Raw genomic sequence first — 20,718 nt, 5'->3', positions numbered from 1 at the left:
CGGATTGAAGCGGCATGTATTTAATCAGTCGTGACTGATTATAATCGGCCACCCTGAGCCGCCGCATTGTATCGGCGGCGCATGATCCGAGGTCAGAACATGAATAACAAACGCACCCTGTGGCGCCGCATGCGGCTGGCGCCGTTCGCGCTCGCGGCCTTGCTGGCCGTGGCCGGATGCGGAAAGAGCGACAAGGGCGCGGCGCCCGAGACCGCGAAGCAGGCCACCGTCGTGACGGTACGCCCGACGGCCGTGCCGATGACCGTCGAACTGCCGGGCCGGCTCGACGCATACCGGCAGGCGGAGGTCCGCGCGCGGGTCGCGGGCATCGTCACCGCACGTACTTACGAGGAAGGCCAGGAAGTGAAGCAGGGCGCGGTGCTGTTCCGCATCGATCCCGCGCCGCTGAAGGCCGCGCGCGACGCCGCGCAGGGCGCGCTCGCGAAGGCGCAGGCCGCCGCGCTCGCGGCGGTCGACAAGCGCCGCCGTTACGACGATCTCGTGCGCGATCGCGCGGTGAGCGAGCGCGACCACACCGAGGCCGTCGCGGCCGATGCGCAGGCGAAGGCCGAGGTCGCATCGGCGAAGGCCGAACTCGCGCGGGCCCAACTGCAGCTCGACTACGCGACCGTCACCGCGCCGATCGCGGGCCGCGCACGGCGCGCGCTCGTGACCGAGGGCGCGCTCGTCGGCCAGGACCAGGCGACGCCGCTCACGACCGTCGAGCAGCTCGATCCGATCTACGTGAACTTCTCGCAGCCGGCCGCCGACGTCGACGCATTGCGTCGCGCGGTGAAGAGCGGGCGCGCGACGGGCATCGCGCAGCACGACGTCGCGGTCACGCTACTGCGTGCCGACGGCACCGCATATTCGCTGAAGGGCAAGCTGCTGTTCAGCGATCTCGCGGTCGATCCGACCACCGATACCGTCGCGATGCGCGCGCTGTTCCCGAACCCGGAGCGCGAGCTGCTGCCCGGCGCGTATGTGCGGATCGCACTCGACACGGCGGTCGACCAGCGGGCGATCCTCGTGCCGCGCGACGCGCTGCTGCGCACGACCGACCGTACGTCGGTGCGCGTGGTGGACGCGAACGGCAAGGTCAAGGACGTCGAAGTCACGGCCGACCGGATGAGCGGCCATGACTGGCGCATCACGCGCGGCCTCGCGGGCGGCGAGCGCGTGATCGTCGACGACGCCGCGCAGTTCGCACCCGATACGGTCGTCAAGCCCGTCGAGAAGGCGCCGCCGTCGAAGGCGGCGCCGGCAGCGGCCGCTTCGCAGGCGGCCGCCCGTCAAACCTGACCGGTTCAAACCAACATGGCACGTTTCTTCATCGATCGCCCCGTCTTCGCGTGGGTGATCGCCATCTTCATCATGCTGGGCGGCCTGTTCGCGATCCGCGCGCTGCCCGTGGCGCAGTACCCGGACATCGCGCCGCCCGTCGTCAGCATTTATGCGACGTACCCGGGCGCGTCCGCGCAGGTCGTCGAGGAATCGGTGACCGCGCTGATCGAGCGCGAGATGAACGGCGCGCCGGGATTGCTGTACACGTCCGCGACGAGCAGCGCGGGGGCCGCGTCGCTGTACCTGACGTTCAAGCAGGGCGTGAACGCCGATCTCGCGGCCGTCGAAGTGCAGAACCGGCTGAAGACGGTCGATGCGCGCCTGCCCGAGCCCGTACGCCGCGACGGCATCCAGGTCGAGAAGGCCGCCGACAACATTCAGCTCGTCGTATCGCTGACGTCCGACGATGGCCGGATGAGCGCCGTGCAGCTCGGCGAATACGCGTCGGCGAACGTCGTGCAGGCGCTGCGCCGCGTCGAGGGTATCGGCAAGGTGCAGTTCTGGGGCGCCGAATATGCGATGCGGATCTGGCCCGACCCGGTGAAGCTGGCCGGGCACGGCCTCACCGCATCGGACATCGCGTCGGCCGTGCGGGCGCACAACGCGCGCGTGACCATCGGCGACATCGGCCGCAGCGCGGTGCCGGACAGCGCGCCGATCGCGGCGACCGTATTCGCGGACGCGCCGCTGAAGACACCGGCCGATTTCGGTGCGATCGCGCTGCGCGCGCGGGCCGACGGCTCCGCGCTGTTCCTGCGCGACGTCGCGCGCGTCGAATTCGGCGGCAACGACTACAACTATCCGTCGTACGTGAACGGCAAGGTCGCGACCGGGATGGGCATCAAGCTGGCGCCTGGCTCGAACGCGGTGGCCACCGAGAAGCGCGTGCGCGCGACGATGGACGAGCTGTCCGCGTACTTCCCGCCGGGCGTGAAATACCAGATCCCATACGAGACGTCGTCGTTCGTGCGCGTGTCGATGAACAAGGTCGTCACGACGCTGATCGAGGCCGGCGTGCTGGTGTTCCTCGTGATGTTCCTGTTCATGCAGAACCTGCGCGCGACGCTGATTCCGACGCTCGTCGTGCCGGTCGCGCTCGCGGGCACGTTCGGCGTGATGTATGCGGCCGGTTTTTCGATCAACGTGCTGACGATGTTCGGGATGGTGCTCGCGATCGGCATCCTCGTCGACGACGCGATCGTCGTCGTCGAGAACGTCGAGCGGCTGATGGTCGAGGAAGGGCTCCAGCCCTACGACGCGACCGTCAAGGCGATGAAGCAGATCAGCGGCGCGATCGTCGGGATCACCGTGGTGCTGACGTCGGTATTCGTGCCGATGGCGTTCTTCGGCGGCGCGGTGGGCAACATCTACCGGCAGTTCGCGCTGTCGCTCGCGGTATCGATCGGCTTCTCGGCCTTCCTCGCGTTGTCGCTGACGCCCGCGCTGTGCGCGACGCTGCTCAAGCCGGTGTCCGGCGGCCATCACGAGAAGCGCGGCTTCTTCGGCTGGTTCAACCGTTTCGTCGCGCGCGCGACGCAGCGCTACGCGACGCGGGTCGGCACGATGCTGAAGAAGCCGCTGCGCTGGCTCGTCGTGTACGGCGCGCTGACCGCGGCCGCCGCGCTGATGCTCACGCAGTTGCCGACCGCGTTCCTGCCGGACGAGGACCAGGGCAACTTCATGGTGATGGTGATTCGCCCGCAAGGCACGCCGCTCGCGGAAACGATGCAGAGCGTGCGCCGGGTCGAGTCGAGCATCCGCCGCGACGAGCCGGCCGCCTATACGTATGCGCTCGGCGGCTTCAACCTGTACGGCGAAGGGCCGAACGGCGGGATGATCTTCGTCACGCTGAAGAACTGGAAGGAGCGCAAGGCCGCGCTCGATCACGTGCAGTCGATCGTCGCGCGCATCAACGAGCGCTTCGCGGGTACGCCGAACACGACGGTGTTCGCGATGAACTCGCCGGCGCTGCCCGATCTCGGTTCGTCGAGCGGCTTCGACTTCCGGCTGCAGAATCGCGGCGGGCTCGACTACGCGACGTTCAGTGCCGCGCGCGAGCAACTGCTCGCGGCGGGCGGCAAGGATCGCGTGCTCACCGACCTGATGTTCGCGGGCACGCAGGACGCACCGCAACTGAAGCTCGACATCGATCGCGCGAAGGCGTCCGCGCTCGGCGTGTCGATGGACGAGATCAACACGACGCTCGCGGTGATGTTCGGCTCGGACTATATCGGCGACTTCATGCACGGCACGCAGGTGCGGCGCGTGATGGTGCAGGCCGACGGGCTGCACCGGCTCGATCCGGACGACGTGAGGAAGCTGCGCGTGCGCAACGCGCGCGGCGAGATGGTGCCGCTCGCGGCGTTCACGACGCTGCACTGGACGCTCGGGCCGCCGCAGCTCACGCGCTACAACGGCTATCCGTCGTTCACGATCAACGGCTCGGCCGCGGCGGGCCACAGCAGCGGCGAGGCGATGAGCGCGATCGAGCGGATCGCCGCGACGCTGCCGGCCGGCATCGGCCATGCGTGGTCGGGGCAGTCGTTCGAGGAGCGGCTGTCGGGCGCGCAGGCGCCGATGCTGTTCGCGCTGTCGGTGCTCGTCGTGTTCCTCGCGCTCGCGGCGCTCTACGAGAGCTGGTCGATTCCGTTCGCGGTGATGCTGGTCGTCCCGCTCGGCGTGATCGGCGCGGTGCTCGGCGTGACGCTGCGCGGGATGCCGAACGACATCTATTTCAAGGTGGGGCTGATCGCGACGATCGGGCTGTCCGCGAAGAACGCGATCCTGATCGTCGAAGTCGCGAAGGATCTCGTGGCGCAGCGCATGTCGCTCGTCGACGCCGCGCTCGAGGCCGCGCGCCTGCGACTGCGGCCGATCGTGATGACGTCGCTCGCGTTCGGCGTCGGCGTGCTGCCGCTCGCGTTCGCGTCGGGCGCCGCGTCCGGCGCGCAGATGGCGATCGGCACTGGCGTGCTCGGCGGCGTGATCACGGCGACTGTGCTCGCGGTGTTTCTCGTCCCGCTGTTTTTCGTGATCGTCGGCCGCCTGTTCGACGTCGGCCCGCGCCGGCGCGGCGGGTCGCGGCCGGCGACGATGGAGGGTTCGCAACCATGATGTTTGCGCTGAACGTACGCGCCGCGCGGCGGGTTCAGGTCGTGCTGGCGGCCGCGCTCGCGCTCGCCGGGTGCTCGCTCGCGCCGCGTTACGAGCGCCCGGCGGCGCCGGTGCCGGCGAGCTATGCGCCGGGCGACGGCAATACCGTGCCGGCGGCCGAACCGGCCGCCGCGCAGGATGCCGCGTTGCTCGACGACTGGCATGTGTATTTCACCGATCCGGCGCTGCAGGCGTGGATCGACGCGGCGCTCGCGAACAACCGCGACCTGCGGATCGCGGCCGGCCGGCTCGAGGAAGCGCGCGCGCTGTACGGCGTGCAGCGCGCGGACCTGATGCCGTCGGTCGATGCGCAGCTCGGGTATGAGCGCGCGCGCCAGTACGATCCCGTCGTGCGCGAAAGCGCGATCAGCGGGCTGTATCGCGCGGGCGTCGGCGTCAGCGCGTACGAGCTCGACCTGTTCGGCCGCGTGCGCAACCTGTCCGACGCGGCGCTCGCGGAATATTTCGCGACGGCCGACGCGCAGCGCACGGTCCGCATCGGCGTGATCGCCGAAGTGGCGGGCGCGTACGTATCGGAGCGGTCGCTGCACGAGCAACGTGCGCTGGCGCAGCGCACGCTCGATGCGCGCGAGCGGATGGCCGCGCTCACGCAACGCCGCTATGCCGCCGGCACGAGCGACGCGATCGAGCTGCGCTCGGCCGAGATGCTGGTGGCGTCCGCGCGCGCGTCGCAGGCCGCGCTGCAGCGCGAGCATGCGCAGGCCGTACGGGCGCTGCAATTGCTGGCGGGCGATTTCGCGCGCAACGTGCCCGACGACGCGACCGCGCTCGACACGCTGTCGATCGCACCCGTGGCGCCGGGCGCACCGAGCGAATTGCTCGAACGGCGGCCGGACATCCGGCAGGCCGAGGCGCGGCTGAAGGCTGCGAACGCCAACATCGGCGCGGCGCGCGCGGCGTTCTTCCCGCGCATCGCGTTGACGACCGACTACGGTTCCGTGAGCGACGCGTTCTCGAACCTGTTCGCGGCCGGCACGAGTGTATGGACGTTCGCGCCGCGTATCACGCTGCCGATTTTCGCGGGCGGACGCAATCGCGCGAACCTCGACGTCGCGCACGCGCGCAAGGACATCGCGGTCGCCGAATACGAGAAGGCGGTGCAGACCGCGTTTCGCGAAGTGGCCGATGCGTTCGCCGCGCGCGACTGGATCGACCGGCAGCTTGCCGCGCAGCAGGACGTGTATGCGGCGGACGGCGCGCGGCTGAAGCTCGCGGAGCGTCGCTATGCGGGCGGCGTCGCCACCTATCTCGAACTGCTCGACGCGCAGCGCAGCACGTACGAGTCGGGGCAGGAGCTGATCCGGCTCAGGCAGCTCAGGCTCGCGAACGCGATCGCGCTGTACCGTGCGCTCGGCGGCGGCTGGGCGCCGGCATCGGCGGAGGCCGCGGCTTCCGCGTGATGTGCGATTGGTCGCCTGACACCGCGGCGTGTCGGGCGACCTGACGGCGGCCGTACGATTCGACGTGCGGCCGCCGCTTCTGCAGGGCGCGCTGCCCGCGGTACTGCCGATCTTCATCGGCGCTTCCTTTCACTGGTCCAGGCTTCGCTTTCATCTCCAGGCAGGAGCAAGAGCTGCTTCCGCCGCCGCCCGCATCCATAGACCAATCGTGTCGCCCGCGGCGCACACGTGTGCTGCGTCTCTTCCTTTTCCATCTCATCCTATCCGGCATGCCACGCGTGTTCCGGCGGCCGCGCAGGCGGGCGATTCCCGATCGGTAATTGACGACCGAATTAATCAATGAATTGGAATCAATGGTGGCGGCAAAGTGTCGCAGTAAAACGTTTGTATTTTTTCGCAATCGTTTGCGCGATAAATCCGTATTGGTGAAATGCCGTCGTTAATTTCCTGTCAGTTGAAAATGATTCGATATCCGCGTTGCGATCGGACAACGATGGCGGTACTGGACAATGTTTTGTCCTTTGAGCGGAGGTTTGGCGCAAGCCTCTGCCAACAAAGAGGGGCACGGTGGAGACGATTATCGGCAAGAAATTCCCTTAATCTTCAATCGGTTCCTGAAAATCAAAAAGGACTGCGGATAAAAAGTTCGCAATTGAAAATGGAAAGGAAATAATGAGGTTCTAGAGGGGTAAATCGAACATTGTCAGATGCATTTGACAATGATTTACAGAAATCTTTCACGGTTATCTCGATAATGCCGCCTCGTGTCGGACGGGAGCCACCACACGCTGCCGTTTGTGTCCGCCACGTCATCCATTCCATTTGCACTCCTTACGGGAAACGTCATGAAAAAATCCATCCTGAGCGCTGTCGCACTCGCGGCCCTGTCCACCTCGGCCTTCGCGGCGGGCACCGGCACGATCAACTTCACGGGCGAGATCGTCGCGGGCGCATGCGGCATCGATTCGAACTCGGTCAACCAGACCGTGCAGCTCGGCAAGGTGCCCACCAACAAGTTCAAGCAAGCCGGCGACAAGTCGGATCCGGTGTCGTTCGACATCAAGCTGACCGACTGCGACACCAGCATCGCGCAGAACGCGTACTTCACGTTCACGGGCACGTCGAGCGCCGGCCAGCCGAAGCTGCTCGCCACGATCGGTTCGGCAAGCAATGTCGGCATCCGCCTGCAGGCCGCGTCGGGCGAATACCTCGACAACGGCGCCGAGCAGAAGGCGCCGACGCTGCTGCAGAACGGCACGAACACCGCGCGCTTCGCGGCGATGTACGAAGCGACGGCAGCCGGCGTGACGCCGGGTACCGCCGACGGCGTCGCGAACTTCACTGTCCGTTACCAGTAAGCCGCCGCACCGGGGAAGGGTGCACGCACCCTTCCTCGTTCATTTTCCCTTCCTTTCTTCTCCTCGGACTCCCGGTAGCGCCGCGTGCGAATCAGACATTCCTTCCTTTGCGTCTCCGTGCTGGTCGTCGGCAGCCAGAGCCATGCGACGGAATTCAATTCGTCGTTCCTCGACATCGACGGAACGAGCAACGTCGACCTGTCGCAGTTCTCGCAGCCGGACTTCACGTTGCCCGGCGAGTACATGCTCGACGTGCAGGTCAACGACCTGTACCTCGGACTGCAGCCGATCGAATTCGTGGCCGTCGATGCGACGGGCGCGGGCAAGCCGTGCCTGCGAGCGGAGCTCGTCGCGCGGTTCGGCCTGAAGCCGTCGCTGGTCAAGGACCTGCCGCGCTTCCGGGGCGGCAGTTGCGTCGACCTGGCTGCGATCGAAGGGGCGACCGTGCGTTACCTGAAAAGCGACGGGCGGCTCAAGATCACGATTCCGCAGGCCGCGCTCGAATTCACCGATTCGACTTACCTGCCGCCGGACCACTGGTCCGAAGGGATTCCCGGCGCGATGCTCGACTATCGCGTGATCGCGAACACGAATCGCAACTTCGGCGCGAGCGGCGGGCAGACGAATTCGATCCAGGCCTACGGGACGGTCGGCGCGAACTGGGATGCGTGGCGTTTTCGCGGCGACTACCAGGCGCAATCGAACGTGGGCAATACGGCGTACGCGGACCGCACGTTCCGCTTCAGCCGGCTTTATGCCTTTCGCGCGCTGCCGTCGATCCAGTCGACGGTGACGTTCGGCGACGACTATCTAAGCTCCGACATTTTCGACACGTTCGCGCTCACGGGCGCGTCGATCCGCAGCGACGACCGCATGCTGCCGCCGTCGCTGCGCGGCTATGCGCCGCTGATCTCGGGCGTGGCGCGCACCAACGCGACCGTGACCGTGTCGCAGGCCGGCCGCGTGCTGTACGTGACGCGCGTGTCGCCGGGCGCGTTCGCGCTGCAGAACATCAATACGAGCGTGCAGGGCACGCTCGACGTGGCGGTCGAGGAAGAGGACGGCAGCGTGCAGCGCTTCCAGGTGACGACGGCCGCCGTGCCGTTCCTCGCGCGCACCGGCCAGTTGCGCTACAAGGCCGCGGTCGGCAAGCCGCGCCTGTTCGGCGGCGCCGGCATCACGCCGTTCTTCGGCTTCGGCGAAATCGCGTACGGCCTGCCGTTCGACGTCACCGCCTATGGCGGCTTCATCGCGGCGTCGGGCTACACGTCGGTCGCGCTCGGCGTCGGCCGCGATTTCGGCACCTTCGGCGCGGTGTCGGCCGACGTCACGCACGCGCGGGCACGCCTGTGGTGGAACGGCGCGACACGCAACGGCAACTCGTATCGCATCAACTATTCGAAGCACTTCGACGGGCTCGACGCGGACGTGCGCTTTTTCGGCTATCGCTTCTCCGAGCGCGAGTACACCAACTTCGCGCAATTCTCGGGCGACCCCACCGCGTACGGCCTCGCCAACAGCAAGCAGCGCTATTCGGCGACGCTGTCGAAGCGCTTCGGCGATACGTCGACCTATTTCTCGTACGACCAGACGACCTACTGGGCACGCTCGTCCGAGCAGCGCGTGGGCCTGACGCTCACGCGCGCGTTCTCGATCGGCACGCTGCGCAACCTGAACGTCAGCGTGTCGGCATTCCGCACGCAGAGTGCGGGCGCGAGCGGCAACCAGTTCTCGGTCACCGCGACGCTGCCGATCGGCGGCCGTCACACCGTCACGTCGAACCTGACGACGGGCGGCGGCAGCACCAGCGTGAACGCCGGCTACATCTACGACGATCCGGCCGGCCGCGCGTACCAGGTCAATGCGGGCACAACCGACGGCCGCGCATCGGCGAACGCGAGCTACCGCCAGCGCACCTCGGCGTACCAGCTCACCGCGCAGGCGTCGACGCTCGCCAATGCGTATGCGGCCGCGTCGCTCGAAGTCGACGGCTCGTTCGTCGCGACGCAGTACGGCGTGTCCGCGCACGCGAACGGCAATGCGGGCGATACGCGGCTGCTGGTGTCGACCGACGGCGTGCCCGACGTGCCGCTGTCCGGCACGCTCACGCATACCGATTCGCGCGGCTATGCGGTGCTCGACGGCATCTCGCCGTACAACGTGTACGAGGCGACCGTCAACGTCGAGAAGCTGCCGCTCGAAGTGCAGGTGACGAACCCGATCCAGCGCATGGTGCTGACCGACGGCGCGATCGGCTTCGTGAAGTTTTCCGCCGCGCGCGGCAGCAACCTGTACCTGACGCTGACCGACGCGGCCGGCAAGCCGCTGCCGTTCGGTGCGTCGGTGCAGGACGCGGCGAACGGCAGGGAACTCGGCATCGTCGGCGAAGGCGGTGCGGCGTTCCTGACCCAGGTTCAGCCGAAATCCACGCTGGCGGTGCGGGCGGGCGAACGCACGCTCTGCACGATCGACGCACTGCCGAACCAACTCCAACTCGAAGGCACGCCGATTCCGATGACGTGCCGGACACCCGGCGAGTCGCATGCGGCGGCCGCGCGGGTCGAACGTTGATTTCCATGGATCCAGCGATGAAGAACGTTTTCTCCCTTTCTTTCCCGCGGCGCGCGCTGTGCGTGTTCGCGGCCGTCGGAGCGGTGCTGGCAGGCGCGGCGCATGCCGCGATCGTGCCCGACCGCACGCGCGTGATCTTCAACGAAGGCGAGCAGGCCGCGATCGTCACGATCACCAACAAGAGCACGACGTATCCGTATCTCGTGCAGTCGTGGCTCGAGGACGCGAAGGGCAACAAGATCACGTCGCCGCTGATGGTCGTGCCGCCGCTGCAGCGGGTCGAGGCGAACGAGCGCAACGTGCTGCGGATCGCGAAGCTGCCGGGTGCGCAGTTGCCGGCCGATCGCGAAACGGTGTTCTACCTGAACATCCGCGAAGTGCCGCCGAAGACCGATACGCCGAACACGCTGCAGATCGCGCTGCACACGCAGATGAAGCTGTTCTATCGGCCGAAGGCCGTGCAGCCCGCGCGCGACGAGGACTGGACGCTGCCGATGACGCTGCGGGTGGATGCGGCCGCGCACACGCTGGTGTTCGACAACCCGACGCCGTACCACGTGACGGTGGTCGCCGTGAACACGGGCGCGCAAAAAGCGCCGGTGCCGATCGACCCGGTGATGGTGAGCCCGATGAGCACGGCCGACGTGCCGTTCAAGGCGGCGACGCCGTCGACGCTGTTCGTCACGCATATCGACGATTACGGCGGCCAGGTGGCGGTCGAGTATGCGTGCGACGCGGGTGTGTGCAAGAGCGTGAAGAAATGAGCGGGGCAGTGCGTCAACGGGGGTTGCCAGTGGAGTGGCTGCGCTGGGCCGTACTCGCGCTGCTGATCGTGGCCGTGCAGCCCGCCTGGGCATTGCGCTGCCTGACCAACAGCGGTGCGACTTCGCTGACCGAGCCGATCGGCGGGGTTGCGTCGTATCCGACCGATGCGCCCGATGGCTACGTGATCTGGGTCTCGCCGGTGCGTACGACGTCGGGGTACTGCTACAAGGACCTGGGCGACGCCGGCAGCCTGAAGGTGGTCGACAATATTTACTTTTACGCGAACCCGAATCGCACGAACCCCGCCGCATGGGGGCTCGAGATCGGTATCCGCTACAAGGGCATCGACTATTTCGACAAGACCAGCAATCGCGGCGGCGGGGTATTCACCGGGTATGCGGTGCCGCCGTGCAGCAAGTACGACTTCGATCGCGGGCGGTGCCAGCAGACGCGCATCAGCATCGACTACCAGGTTGTAGTCCGCAAGAAGGGCAACTGGGTCCAGCCGCCGAGCGATATCTATACGGTGTTCCAGTTCGACGGCGAGTTCGGGCTGAACGCGTACAGCCCGAGCTTCCAGTACCGGCTGAGCGGCCTGCGCAACCTCAAGCCGACGCCGTGCTTCGTCGACGTGCTCGTGACGCCTGAACCGGGCATCGTCAATTTCGGCCAGGTGCAGGCGGTCGGCAACGGGTTCCTGCCGGCCGTGCCGCGCAAGCGGTTCTCGTTGTCGCTGACGAAGAAATGCAACGTCGCGGTACGGGTCGACGGGTACTTCGAAACGAGCTATCCGGTTCGGAACGGCTTGCTGGTGCCCGCGAAGGACAGCAACTTCGGTATCGGGATCGAAGACAGCGCGGGCAAGTCGATTCCGTTCAACGAACAGTTCACGCTGGCGCAATTCCCGTCCAACGTAATGAATCAGAGCGTGCTGATGGACGCGGTGCTGAAGTCTTTCGGGCCACCGAAGATCGGACGGTTCGATGCGACGGCGACGATCCGGTTGTTCATCTATTGACGCATGCATGGGCGGCCGGCGCCGACAGTCGGTCGCAAGCCGTCCGCCGGGCGATCCGGCATTGCCGGGCGCCTTTCATGTCGAAAGCTTATGGGATGTCGCGGCCGGCATCGCACGATCACGGTTGCCCGAACCCCGATCCCGTCAATTATTCAGACAAATCCTGACAGCTGGAATGGGTATCTGGTAATCAGATTGAGAATGATTTGCGTTTACGTTAAATTCCGTTATCTCGGAATTTGACGGAGCAGATCGATGGCCATGGCGGAAGTGCTCGACCGACGGGCGGCGACAGCGGCAAACCCGTTCCTCGGCAGTTATCCGGATCTGCCGCCGCGCGCCGCGCCGCGTGCGCGCCGGGCGTCCGAGCCTCGTGCGCAGGGCGCGCTGCTCGACGTGCTGATCTCGCATCGCGCGATGCTCGTCAACGTCGCGCGCGGCTTCGTCGGTTGCGCGAGCCGCGCGGAGGACGTCGTGCACGACGTGTTCGTGAAGCTCGTCGAATTCCCGAACCAGGACGCGGTACGCCAGCCGGTCGCGTACGTGACGCGGATGGTGCGCAACGCGTCGATCGACGCATGCCGCCGGCAGAGCCTGGAAAACGTCTATCACACGGAAGAGGACGACGGCTTCGACGTGCCGTCGCCCGAGCCGACGCCGGAAGCCGCGCTGATGACGCGCGACACGCTGCGGCGCGTGTGGGCCGCGCTCGACGACCTGCCGGCGCGCAGCCGTGCGGCATTCGAGATGGTGCGGCTGCGCGAGGAGACGCTGCAGACCGCGGCGCGCGCGCTGAACGTGTCGCAGACGCTCGTGCATTTCATGGTGCGCGATGCGGAACGCCACTGCGCGGAATGCCTGGACGCATGCCATCGCGGCGTCGCATGCCCGGTGTTCCTGGGCGGGCGCGCGCGGCGACGGTAAAAAAACGCGCCGGCCAACCGTCTATCAGACAGGAGCGGCCGCATCCGCCGCTTCGCCTCCTTCAACCGCCCAGCGATTTCCGATCATGACGCAAGCCCCGACGCCTTCCGCCGACACCGACGATCTCGTCTATACGGTCGTCATCAACGACGAAGAACAGTATTCGATCTGGCCGACGTTCAGGCCCGTGCCCGCCGGCTGGCGCGAAGTGGGCGTGAGCGGCCCGAAGGCCGACTGTCTCGCGCACATCGAGGCCGTCTGGACCGACATGCGCCCGGCGAGCCTGCGCCGCGCGATGGACGGCGAGCGCGCGACGCGCGCGTCGTGACCTGCAGCGCCGCGGGTGCGGCGCGCCACCTGAAGAGGACGTTGCATGACCTTGCTTTCGTTGCCGACGCTCGACGACCTGCGTATCGAGCCGGGGCTGCCCACCGTCGTGTCGCCGCGCGGCAACGACGGAATGTCGATCGACGACGTCGCGCCGCTGGCGCGCGAGATCGCGGCCGACACGCTCGAACGGGCGGGCGGCGTGCTGTTCACGGGCTTTCGCGTGCCGTCGATCGACGCGTTCCAGCAATTCGCGGCATCGTTCGGCGATCCGCTGATCGGCTATGAATACGCATCGACGCCGCGCACCCAGGTGGAAGGCGCTGTCTACACGTCGACCGAATACCCGCCGCACCGCGCGATTCCGCTGCACAACGAGCAGTCGTACACGCGCGAATGGCCGCTGCGGATCTGGTTCCACTGCGCGCTCGCCGCGCCGAAGGGCGGCGCGACGCCGATCGCGGACAGCCGTGCCGTGTACCGCGCACTCGATCCGGCGCTCGTCGCGCGCTTCGAGAAGCGCGAGCTGCTGTACGTGCGCAATTTCGGGCAGGGGCTCGATCTGCCGTGGCAGCAGTCGTTCGGCACCGACGAGCCGGCCGACGTCGAGCGGATGTGCGCGGCGCGCGGCATCGAATGCGCGTGGCGCACCGACGATGACGGCGAGTTGCTGCTGCGCACGCGTGAGCGCTGCCAGGCGGTCGCGCGCCATCCGCATACGGGTGAGCGCGTATGGTTCAACCAGGCGAACCTGTTTCACCTGTCGGCGCTTGACGACGACATGCAGGAAGCGCTCGTCGACGCGGTCGGGCTCGAGAACGTGCCGCGCAACGTGTATTACGGCGACGGCGAACCGCTCGAGGCCGACGCGCTCGCGGAGATCCGCGGCGTGCTCGACCAGCAGCGCATCGTATTCCCGTGGCGCACCGGCGACGTGCTGATGCTCGACAACATGCTGACCGCGCATGCACGCGACCCGTTCGAGGGGCCGCGCAAGGTCGTCGTCGCGATGGCGCGGAGTTACACGGTCCCGCGCGACCGAACGGAGGATTGATGACGCGTAGTACCGCCGCGCTTGCCGCGCGCGGGCTGTCGGTGGGATATCGCGACCATGTCGTGATCGACGGGCTGGACCTGTCGATCGCGGCCGGCCGCGTCACCGCGCTGTGCGGACCGAACGGCTGCGGCAAGAGCACGCTGCTGCGCACGCTGGCGGGCCTGCAGCCCGCGCGCGCCGGCCATGTCGAAGTGAACGGCAAGCCGCTCGCGTCGTTTCGCCGTCGCGCGCTCGCGCGCGAGCTGACGATGCTCGCGCAGTTCAACCAGATTCCGTCGGGCCTCACGGTGCGCGAGCTCGTCGCGTATGGGCGCTATGCGTACGGCGGCTTCCTGCGCGGCCTGTCGCGGATCGATCATGCGGCCATCGACGAGGCGCTCCAGACGAGCGGCCTCGCCGACGATGCGGAGCGCGACGTCGGCGCGCTGTCGGGCGGCGAACGTCAGCGCGCGTGGATCGCGATGGCGCTCGCGCAGCAGGCGCCGATCGTGCTGCTCGACGAACCGACGACCTATCTCGACATTCATCACCAGCTCGACATCCTCGATGCGCTGCGTGCGCTGAACCGTACGCGCGGGCTGACGATCGTGTGGGTGCTGCACGACCTGAACCAGGCGGCCGCATACAGCGACGAGATCGTGCTGATGCGCGCGGGCCGCCTCGTCGCGCAGGGCACGCCCGACGCGATGCTCGATCCGGCGAGGCTGCGCGCGGCGTTCGGCGTCGAGATGCTGAAGCTCGCGCACCCGCGCACGGGCGCACCGATGTGCGTGCCGGCCTACGGGCCGTCGACCGACGGCGCGCCGCAGGCGGCCGGCGTCTTCGATCGGGATCTAGCCGTATGACGACGTTCGCGATGCGCAAGCGCCTCGCGGCGACGGGCAACGGGGCGACGACGGGGCGGGCCGGTGCGATCGCGTTCGGCCTCGTCGCGTTGATCGCGCTGCTCGCGGCGCTGCGGATTGCCCCCGATCTGCGCGTGTGGTGGGATGCGGCGCCCGGCAGCGATGCTGCGTCGCTCGCGCACGTATTCCTGTTCGACCTCAATCTGCCACGTGTCGCGGCCGCGCTCGTCGCGGGTGCTTGCCTCGGCATCGCCGGCGCGCTGTTCCAGTCGCTCACGCGCAATCCGCTCGCGTCGCCCGACCTGCTCGGCGTGACGGGTGGGGCCCAACTCGGCCTGCTCGCGGCGATGCTCGTGCCGGCGCTGGCGGGCGTCGCGTCGGTGCCGCTGCTGTTCGTGTGCGGGCTCGCCGCCGCCGCGTGCGCGATCGTCGCGGCGGGCGGCTGGCGTGCGACGCCGTTGCGGCTCGTGCTCGCGGGCAGCGTGTGCATGCTGCTGTTCGCGGCACTGTCGACGCTCGTGCTCGCGTTCTTCGAGCAGAACATCGCGGGCGCCGCGCTGTGGACCAACGGCAGCCTGTACCAGCCGGGCGCGACGGGCCTCGCGCTCGCCGCGCGCTGGCTTGTCGTGCCGCTGGTCGCGCTGCCGTTCGTGATCCGGCCGCTGAATCCGCTCATGCTCGGCGATGATGCGGCGGCCGCGGCCGGCGTGCGCGTCGATGCGGCGCGACTCGCCGCGACTGTCGTCGCGGTCGCGTTCACGAGCGTGGCCGTCAGCATCGCCGGCCCGCTGTCGTACGTCGGCCTCGTCGCGCCGAACCTGCTGCGCCAGGTGCGCGGCGCGCGCGCGGCGCGGCTCGGCGTGCTGGTGCCGCTGTCGGCGCTCGCCGGCGGCGCGCTCGTGCTCGTCACCGACAGCGCGGTGCTCGCGTCGGGCCTCGACGCGACGCTGTCGACCGGCGTCGCGATCGCGCTGGTCGGTACGCCGCTGATGCTCGCGATGATCCGGCGCGGAGCCGCGTGGTCGGGCGTGCTGCACGCGGATGCCGAACGCGCGGCGGGCGGCGGATCGACGCGGCTCGTCGGCTGGCTCGAACGGCTCGGCTGGCCGCTGCGCACGGCGCTGTTCGTCGTTGCCGCCGCGCTCGTGGTGTTTGTCGGGGTGTCGGCCGGCCCCGAATGGCTGTCGCCCGCGCGCTGGTCGGCCGCGCTGTCCGATCACGATGCGCTCGCGCGCATGCTGATCGACCTGCGCATGCCGCGCCTGCTGTGCGCGCTGCTTGCCGGCGCGTTGCTGGCCGTCAGCGGTGTCGCGATGCAGAGCGTCGTGCGCAATCCGCTCGCTGGCCCCGAAGTGCTCGGCGTCACGCAGGGCGCGGGGCTCGTCACGCTGTTCGCGTTGTCGACGTGGCCGCTGATGGGCCACGTGACGCTTGCCGCCGCGGCGTTGATCGGCGGCGGGCTGTCGCTCGCGATCACGCTCGCGCTGAATCACCGGCATCGCTACGCGCCGCTCGCGGTCGCGCTGACCGGCATCGTGATCGGCGCGTTGTGGACCACGCTCGCGCAATGGCTGATCACGCAGGAGAGCGTGCAGCCCGCGCGCTTCGTCGTATGGCTCGTCGGCGGCACGTATGGCCGCGGTTGGGGCGAGGTATCGATGCTGTTGCCATGGTGCGTGCTCGCGGTGCCGGTGTTCGCGTGGCTCGCGAAACCGCTCGACATGCTCGCGCTCGGCGACGATCAGGCGGCCGCGCTTGGTCTGCCGGTGGCGGCGCTGCGACCGCTCGCGCTGACGATCGCGACGCTCGCCGCGTGTGCGGCGGTCGCGGCGGTCGGGCCGGTCGGCTTCATCGGGCTGATGGCGCCGCACGTCGCGACGATGCTCGGCGCGCGCCGGCATCGCACGCGGCTGTGGCTCGCGGCGGCGTGCGGCGCGTTGATCCTCGGCGTCGCGGATCTCGCGGCGCGCACCGTCGTCGCGCCGCGCGAAGTGCCGGCCGGCGTGCTGACCGCGCTGATCGGCGCGCCGTACCTGCTCGGGCTGCTGATTCTCGAGGGGCGCCGCGCCCGGCGCGCGGGGCGATGACGCCGTCGCTCGACGGCGCGCGTGCCACGCGCTTTTCGGCATTCGCGCCGCAGCCGTTCGCCGAACACCTCGACGTCGTGTGGCTCGGCATGCCCGACGATGCGCACGCGTCGGGCCGCATCGTCGTGCCCGTCAGCGCGTTGCCCGCGCATCGCGATGCCGTGCTCGGCGCGATGGTCGACCATTACGGCGGTGATCCGACGCAGCACGCGCGGGCGCTGATGTCGCAATGGAGCAAATATTATTTCGGCCGCGCGGTGCCGGCCGGTGTCGTCGCCGCGCTGACGCTCGGCCGGCCGCTCGACATGACACCCGAGCGCACGTTCGTCGCGCTCGACGACGGGATGCCGGCCGCGCTGTATTTCGCGAACGATGCGCTCGGTGCGCCGTGCGACGATCCCGAGCCGCGCTATGCCGGGCTCATCGCGCATCTCGGCGCGGTGATCGATCTGCTCGCGGCGATGGGGCGCGTCACGCCGCGCGTGCTGTGGAGCAACGCGGGCAATCTGCTCGACTATCTGCTCGCTACCTGCCGTTCGCTGTCGTGCGCGGCCGATCCCGTCGGCGACGCGAACTGGCTGTTCGGTTCGACCTGCGTGCACGGCGAGCCGAATCCGCTGCGCATGCCGGTGCGCGACGCGGTGCCGCGCTCGCCGCTGCTGCCGACGCCGTTTCGCGCGCGCCGCGTGTGCTGCCTGCGCTACGAAATCCCTGGAGAAACGCAACTGTGTGGAAGCTGCCCCCTGCTACTGACGATGGACGACGCGGCGCTGGCCGAGCAGGACGCGATCCGGTGACGCGCATCGGCCGGCGGCACGCGCTCGGTACACTCGGCGCGCTTGGTGCACTCGGGGCCGCGTGCTGCGGCGCGTTCTCAGCATCGGCGGCGGCCGTTTCCGCGACCTCGGTCGCCGGCGGCACGCAACGCGCCGTGTCGCTGGCCGGCAATCCCGTCGTGTCGCAGGCCAGCGCGACGATGCCCGTGCGGCCGCGGCGCGTGGTCGCGCTCGACTTCATGTTCGCGGAAAGCGTGATCGCGCTCGACATCGTGCCGGTCGGGATGGCCGATACGGCGTTCTACCCGGGCTGGCTCGGCTACCGGAGCGAGCAGCTCGCGCACGTGACCGACATCGGCTCGCGGCAGGAGCCGGGGCTCGAGGCGATCGCGGCGGTCAAGCCGGATCTCGTCATCGGTGTCGGTTTCCGGCATGCGCCGATCTTCGATGCGCTCGACCGGATCGCGCCGACGATCCTGTTCCAGTTCAGCCCTAACGTGTCGGAAGGCGGCGTGCTCGTCACGCAGCTCGACTGGATGCGGCAGATCTTCCGGACGATCGGCGCGGTCACGGGGCGCGACGCGCGCGCGCAGGCCGTCGAAGCGCAACTCGACGCCGGCATCGCGCGCAATGCGGCGCGGCTCGCGGCCGCGGGCCGCAACGGCGAGCGCGTCGCGCTGCTGCAGGATCTCGGCTTGCCCGATCGTTACTGGGCCTATACGGGCAACAGCACGTCCGCGGGCCTCGCGCGGGCGCTCGGGCTCGACCCGTGGCCGAAGAAGCCGACGCGGGAAGGCACGCTGTACGTGACGTCGGCCGATCTACTGCGGCAGCGCGATCTCGCCGTGCTGTTCGTGACCGCGTCGGGGATGGACGTGCCGTTGTCGACGAAACTCGATTCGCCGGTGTGGCGTTTCGTGCCCGCGCTGAAGGCGCACCGGATCGCCCTGATCGAGCGCAACATCTGGGGCTTCGGCGGACCGATGTCGGCGCTGAAGCTGGCCGACGTGATGACCGACACGATGTTGAAGCTGCCGTCCGTGCGCTGAGTGCGCGGAGGATGCCGCTGGAGGACGCCGCGCTAACCGGCAAGGCGTTGTGCTCGCTTGGCGACGAGTGACTTGCGTTTTCCTTTTCGCCGCACGTCAGCCCGATTCCCCGCCGAAACGACGATCGCCGACACACTGCCAGTGCAGCGTGTCGGCGATTTTTCGATCGACTGTTGCTTTATGCGCTCAGCGCATCAACGCCATCCTGCGCACGCAGGCGCGCCGGTTGCGTGTCGCTGACGATGCGCCCGTTGTCGAGCTTCAGCAGACGGTCGGCGAGGTCGAAGTAGCGGTCGTCGTGCGTGATCACGATCACGGCCTTGCCGCGCGCGCGCAGCTCGGGCAACAGTTGCTCGTAGAACACGGCCTTGAACGACGGATCCTGGTCGGCCGCCCATTCGTCGAACAGATAGAACGGACGATCCTCCAGGTACGCGACGACGAGCGCGAGCCGCTTGCGCTGCCCGGTCGACAGCGCGCGTGTCGAGAACGCGCCGTCGACCACCTTCACCTTGTGGTCGAGCGCGAGTTTCGCGACGAGCGCGTTCGCCCGCGCATCGGCCTGCGCGCGCGACGGATCGTCCGGGTCGACGATGCCGAGCAGCGCATCGAACAGGTGGAAATCGTTGAACACCGCGCTGAAGCGCTGCCGATAGGCCGCGCGCTCGCGCCAGCCGATCGTGCGGCCGTCGACCTCGATCGTGCCTTGCTCGGGCTCGTAAAGCCCTGTCAGCACCTTGGCGAGCGTCGTCTTGCCGCTGCCGTTGCCGCCGACGATGAATACGAGCTCGCCCGGCTTGATCGTCAGGTCGATCGGCCCGATGCTGAACATCCGTTCGTCGCGCTCGTGGAAATACGCGTGCGTGACGCCGCGCAGCGTGACCGCGCCGGCCGGCGGCACGTCGGGCGCATCGGCCGCGGGCGGCACCGTGCGCAGCGCGCCGAATTCGGCCATCACGCCTTCGATCCGCGTGAGCGACACGCGCGCCGCGTTGACGGTCGGCAGGTTGTTCAGTAGTCCGTCGAGCGGCACGAGCATGAACAGGAACACGACGACGTAGCCGGCGGCCGTGGCCGGGTCGGCATGCACGCCGAGCTGCGGCCAGAACGACGCGACGCCAAGGAACACGTAGAACAGGAAGATGATCCAGCCGACCCCGACCGCATACGCGCTGAACGCGCGGCGGCGGTGGTCGCGCACTTCGCCGATCGCGGCGCCGAGCTGGCCGTCGACGAACTGGCGGGCGCGCGCATCGTGCAGCTTCAGCTCCTTCGCGCCGGAGAACAGCGAGCCGAGATAGCCGAACAGGCGGTCCTGCGCCTGGCCGGCGGCTTCGAGCGACGCGATCGCGCGGCGGTCGCCGGTGTGATAGCCGAGCGAGCCGGCGACGATCGCGGCCAGCGCCAGCACGCACACGGGCCAGGACAGCCACGCCAGATAGCCGAGGCAGCCGAACACGATCGAGCCGTGCATGACCAGGTTCGGCAACGCGAAGAACAGCATCGACACGTTGGTCGCGTCGTCGGTCAGCACCGACTGCACGGGCGCGGCGCCGATTCGTTCGATGTCGCGCAATTCGGCCGCGCCGACGCGCCGCGCCAGATGCACGCGCAGCCGCGCCATCGTGTCCTGCGACAGGCGGGCAAACAGCGTGCCCGACACGATCCGCGTGACGAGCGCGATCACCGCGCACAGGGCGAAGCGCCACGCGAGCGACGCATCGGCCGCGCCCGGTTGCGACAGCGCGCGGTTCAGCGTCGCGACGAGCAGCACGCTCGCGACGCCGTTCAGCACGCATGCGGTGAGCGCCAGCGTGAGCGACACGCGGCTTTCGCGCAGCAGCGCAAGGATCAGGCGCGCCGCGGGGCGGCCGGGGGAAGCGTCGAGGGACGGCGGGGAAGAAGGCTCGTGGGCGGCTGTCATCGGCAACGTCGGTAAAGGGAAGGCGGGTAATAACGCGGGAAGCGAAAAATCTGACGCGAAAGCCGCGGGCGGAACGGGCGCCGTTGCGGCTTTCCTCCC

General features: G+C 68.5%; 15 protein-coding genes. 14 read left to right on the top strand and 1 reads right to left on the bottom strand.

Features of this window, described 5'->3' with window-relative positions; genetic code table 11:
- Positions 1-99: 99 nt before the first annotated feature.
- From HWX09_RS01185 to HWX09_RS01120, 14 genes are all read left to right on the top strand, one after another.
- Positions 100-1,302 (top strand): MexX/AxyX family multidrug efflux RND transporter periplasmic adaptor subunit, encoded by a 1,203-nt coding sequence (locus HWX09_RS01185; RefSeq protein ID WP_027784401.1) that lies wholly within the window; start codon positions 100-102, stop codon positions 1,300-1,302.
- 15 nt (positions 1,303-1,317) lie between these two features.
- A complete protein-coding gene (locus tag HWX09_RS01180; RefSeq protein ID WP_027784402.1) occupies positions 1,318-4,458 on the top strand; it encodes a multidrug efflux RND transporter permease subunit in 3,141 nt (1,046 codons plus the stop codon).
- Entirely contained in the window at positions 4,458-5,918 is a 1,461-nt protein-coding gene (locus HWX09_RS01175; protein WP_027784403.1) for an efflux transporter outer membrane subunit, read from the top strand. Before HWX09_RS01180 ends, HWX09_RS01175 begins: the two co-directional genes overlap by 1 nt.
- Before the next feature lie 845 nt (positions 5,919-6,763).
- Positions 6,764-7,276, top strand: a complete 513-nt coding sequence (locus HWX09_RS01170) for a fimbrial protein (protein WP_027784404.1) — start codon at positions 6,764-6,766, stop codon at positions 7,274-7,276.
- Positions 7,277-7,393: 117 nt separating this feature from the next.
- Positions 7,394-9,847 (top strand): fimbria/pilus outer membrane usher protein, encoded by a 2,454-nt coding sequence (locus HWX09_RS01165; RefSeq protein ID WP_027784405.1) that lies wholly within the window; start codon positions 7,394-7,396, stop codon positions 9,845-9,847.
- A gap of 17 nt (positions 9,848-9,864) precedes the next feature.
- The gene (locus tag HWX09_RS01160; RefSeq protein ID WP_027784406.1) at positions 9,865-10,611 is read left to right on the top strand and encodes a molecular chaperone; all 747 of its coding nucleotides are present in this window, start codon (positions 9,865-9,867) and stop codon (positions 10,609-10,611) included.
- Positions 10,608-11,630: a fimbrial protein gene (locus HWX09_RS01155; RefSeq protein WP_027784407.1), complete on the top strand. Its 1,023-nt coding sequence runs from the start codon at positions 10,608-10,610 to the stop codon at positions 11,628-11,630. The genes HWX09_RS01160 and HWX09_RS01155 overlap by 4 nt, the downstream gene beginning before the upstream one ends.
- Before the next feature lie 255 nt (positions 11,631-11,885).
- Positions 11,886-12,554, top strand: a complete 669-nt coding sequence (locus tag HWX09_RS01150) for an RNA polymerase factor sigma-70 (protein ID WP_027784408.1) — start codon at positions 11,886-11,888, stop codon at positions 12,552-12,554.
- 85 nt (positions 12,555-12,639) lie between these two features.
- Positions 12,640-12,882, top strand: coding sequence for an MbtH family NRPS accessory protein (locus HWX09_RS01145; RefSeq protein ID WP_027784409.1), 243 nt, complete (start codon positions 12,640-12,642; stop codon positions 12,880-12,882).
- Between the two features lie 45 nt (positions 12,883-12,927).
- Positions 12,928-13,935: a TauD/TfdA family dioxygenase gene (locus HWX09_RS01140; protein ID WP_027784410.1), complete on the top strand. Its 1,008-nt coding sequence runs from the start codon at positions 12,928-12,930 to the stop codon at positions 13,933-13,935.
- A complete protein-coding gene (locus tag HWX09_RS01135) occupies positions 13,935-14,783 on the top strand; it encodes an ABC transporter ATP-binding protein (RefSeq protein ID WP_027784411.1) in 849 nt (282 codons plus the stop codon). Before HWX09_RS01140 ends, HWX09_RS01135 begins: the two co-directional genes overlap by 1 nt.
- Positions 14,780-16,870, top strand: a complete 2,091-nt coding sequence (gene fhuB, locus HWX09_RS01130) for a Fe(3+)-hydroxamate ABC transporter permease FhuB (RefSeq protein ID WP_027784412.1) — start codon at positions 14,780-14,782, stop codon at positions 16,868-16,870. The genes HWX09_RS01135 and fhuB overlap by 4 nt, the downstream gene beginning before the upstream one ends.
- Positions 16,867-17,667, top strand: a complete 801-nt coding sequence (fhuF, locus tag HWX09_RS01125; RefSeq protein WP_027784413.1) for a siderophore-iron reductase FhuF — start codon at positions 16,867-16,869, stop codon at positions 17,665-17,667. The genes fhuB and fhuF overlap by 4 nt, the downstream gene beginning before the upstream one ends.
- Positions 17,664-18,695 (top strand): iron-siderophore ABC transporter substrate-binding protein, encoded by a 1,032-nt coding sequence (locus HWX09_RS01120; protein ID WP_027784414.1) that lies wholly within the window; start codon positions 17,664-17,666, stop codon positions 18,693-18,695. The genes fhuF and HWX09_RS01120 overlap by 4 nt, the downstream gene beginning before the upstream one ends.
- A 178-nt stretch (positions 18,696-18,873) precedes the next feature.
- Here the strand turns inward: HWX09_RS01120 and HWX09_RS01115 are convergent, their stop codons facing one another.
- The gene (locus HWX09_RS01115; protein ID WP_027784415.1) at positions 18,874-20,619 is read right to left on the bottom strand and encodes a cyclic peptide export ABC transporter; all 1,746 of its coding nucleotides are present in this window, start codon (positions 20,617-20,619) and stop codon (positions 18,874-18,876) included.
- Positions 20,620-20,718 lie beyond the last annotated feature (99 nt).

Origin of the sequence: Burkholderia sp. BCC1208 (assembly GCF_902833095.1) — a bacterium.
Taxonomy (GTDB): domain Bacteria; phylum Pseudomonadota; class Gammaproteobacteria; order Burkholderiales; family Burkholderiaceae; genus Burkholderia.
The sequence above is the reverse complement of the archived record's forward strand: the minus strand, read 5'-3'. Positions and strand labels throughout refer to the sequence as shown.

Bases quoted from the DNA above. Each gene is read 5' to 3' on its own strand.
- HWX09_RS01185 (WP_027784401.1), top strand. From the start codon at position 100: ATGAATAACAAACGCACCCTGTGGCGCCGCATGCGGCTGGCGCCGTTC.
- HWX09_RS01180 (WP_027784402.1), top strand. From the start codon at position 1,318: ATGGCACGTTTCTTCATCGATCGCCCCGTCTTCGCGTGGGTGATCGCC.
- HWX09_RS01175 (WP_027784403.1), top strand. From the start codon at position 4,458: ATGTTTGCGCTGAACGTACGCGCCGCGCGGCGGGTTCAGGTCGTGCTG.
- HWX09_RS01170 (WP_027784404.1), top strand. From the start codon at position 6,764: ATGAAAAAATCCATCCTGAGCGCTGTCGCACTCGCGGCCCTGTCCACC.
- HWX09_RS01160 (WP_027784406.1), top strand. From the start codon at position 9,865: ATGAAGAACGTTTTCTCCCTTTCTTTCCCGCGGCGCGCGCTGTGCGTG.
- HWX09_RS01155 (WP_027784407.1), top strand. From the start codon at position 10,608: ATGAGCGGGGCAGTGCGTCAACGGGGGTTGCCAGTGGAGTGGCTGCGC.
- HWX09_RS01150 (WP_027784408.1), top strand. From the start codon at position 11,886: ATGGCCATGGCGGAAGTGCTCGACCGACGGGCGGCGACAGCGGCAAAC.
- HWX09_RS01145 (WP_027784409.1), top strand. From the start codon at position 12,640: ATGACGCAAGCCCCGACGCCTTCCGCCGACACCGACGATCTCGTCTAT.
- HWX09_RS01140 (WP_027784410.1), top strand. From the start codon at position 12,928: ATGACCTTGCTTTCGTTGCCGACGCTCGACGACCTGCGTATCGAGCCG.
- HWX09_RS01135 (WP_027784411.1), top strand. From the start codon at position 13,935: ATGACGCGTAGTACCGCCGCGCTTGCCGCGCGCGGGCTGTCGGTGGGA.
- fhuB (WP_027784412.1), top strand. From the start codon at position 14,780: ATGACGACGTTCGCGATGCGCAAGCGCCTCGCGGCGACGGGCAACGGG.
- fhuF (WP_027784413.1), top strand. From the start codon at position 16,867: ATGACGCCGTCGCTCGACGGCGCGCGTGCCACGCGCTTTTCGGCATTC.
- HWX09_RS01115 (WP_027784415.1), bottom strand. From the start codon at position 20,619: ATGACAGCCGCCCACGAGCCTTCTTCCCCGCCGTCCCTCGACGCTTCC.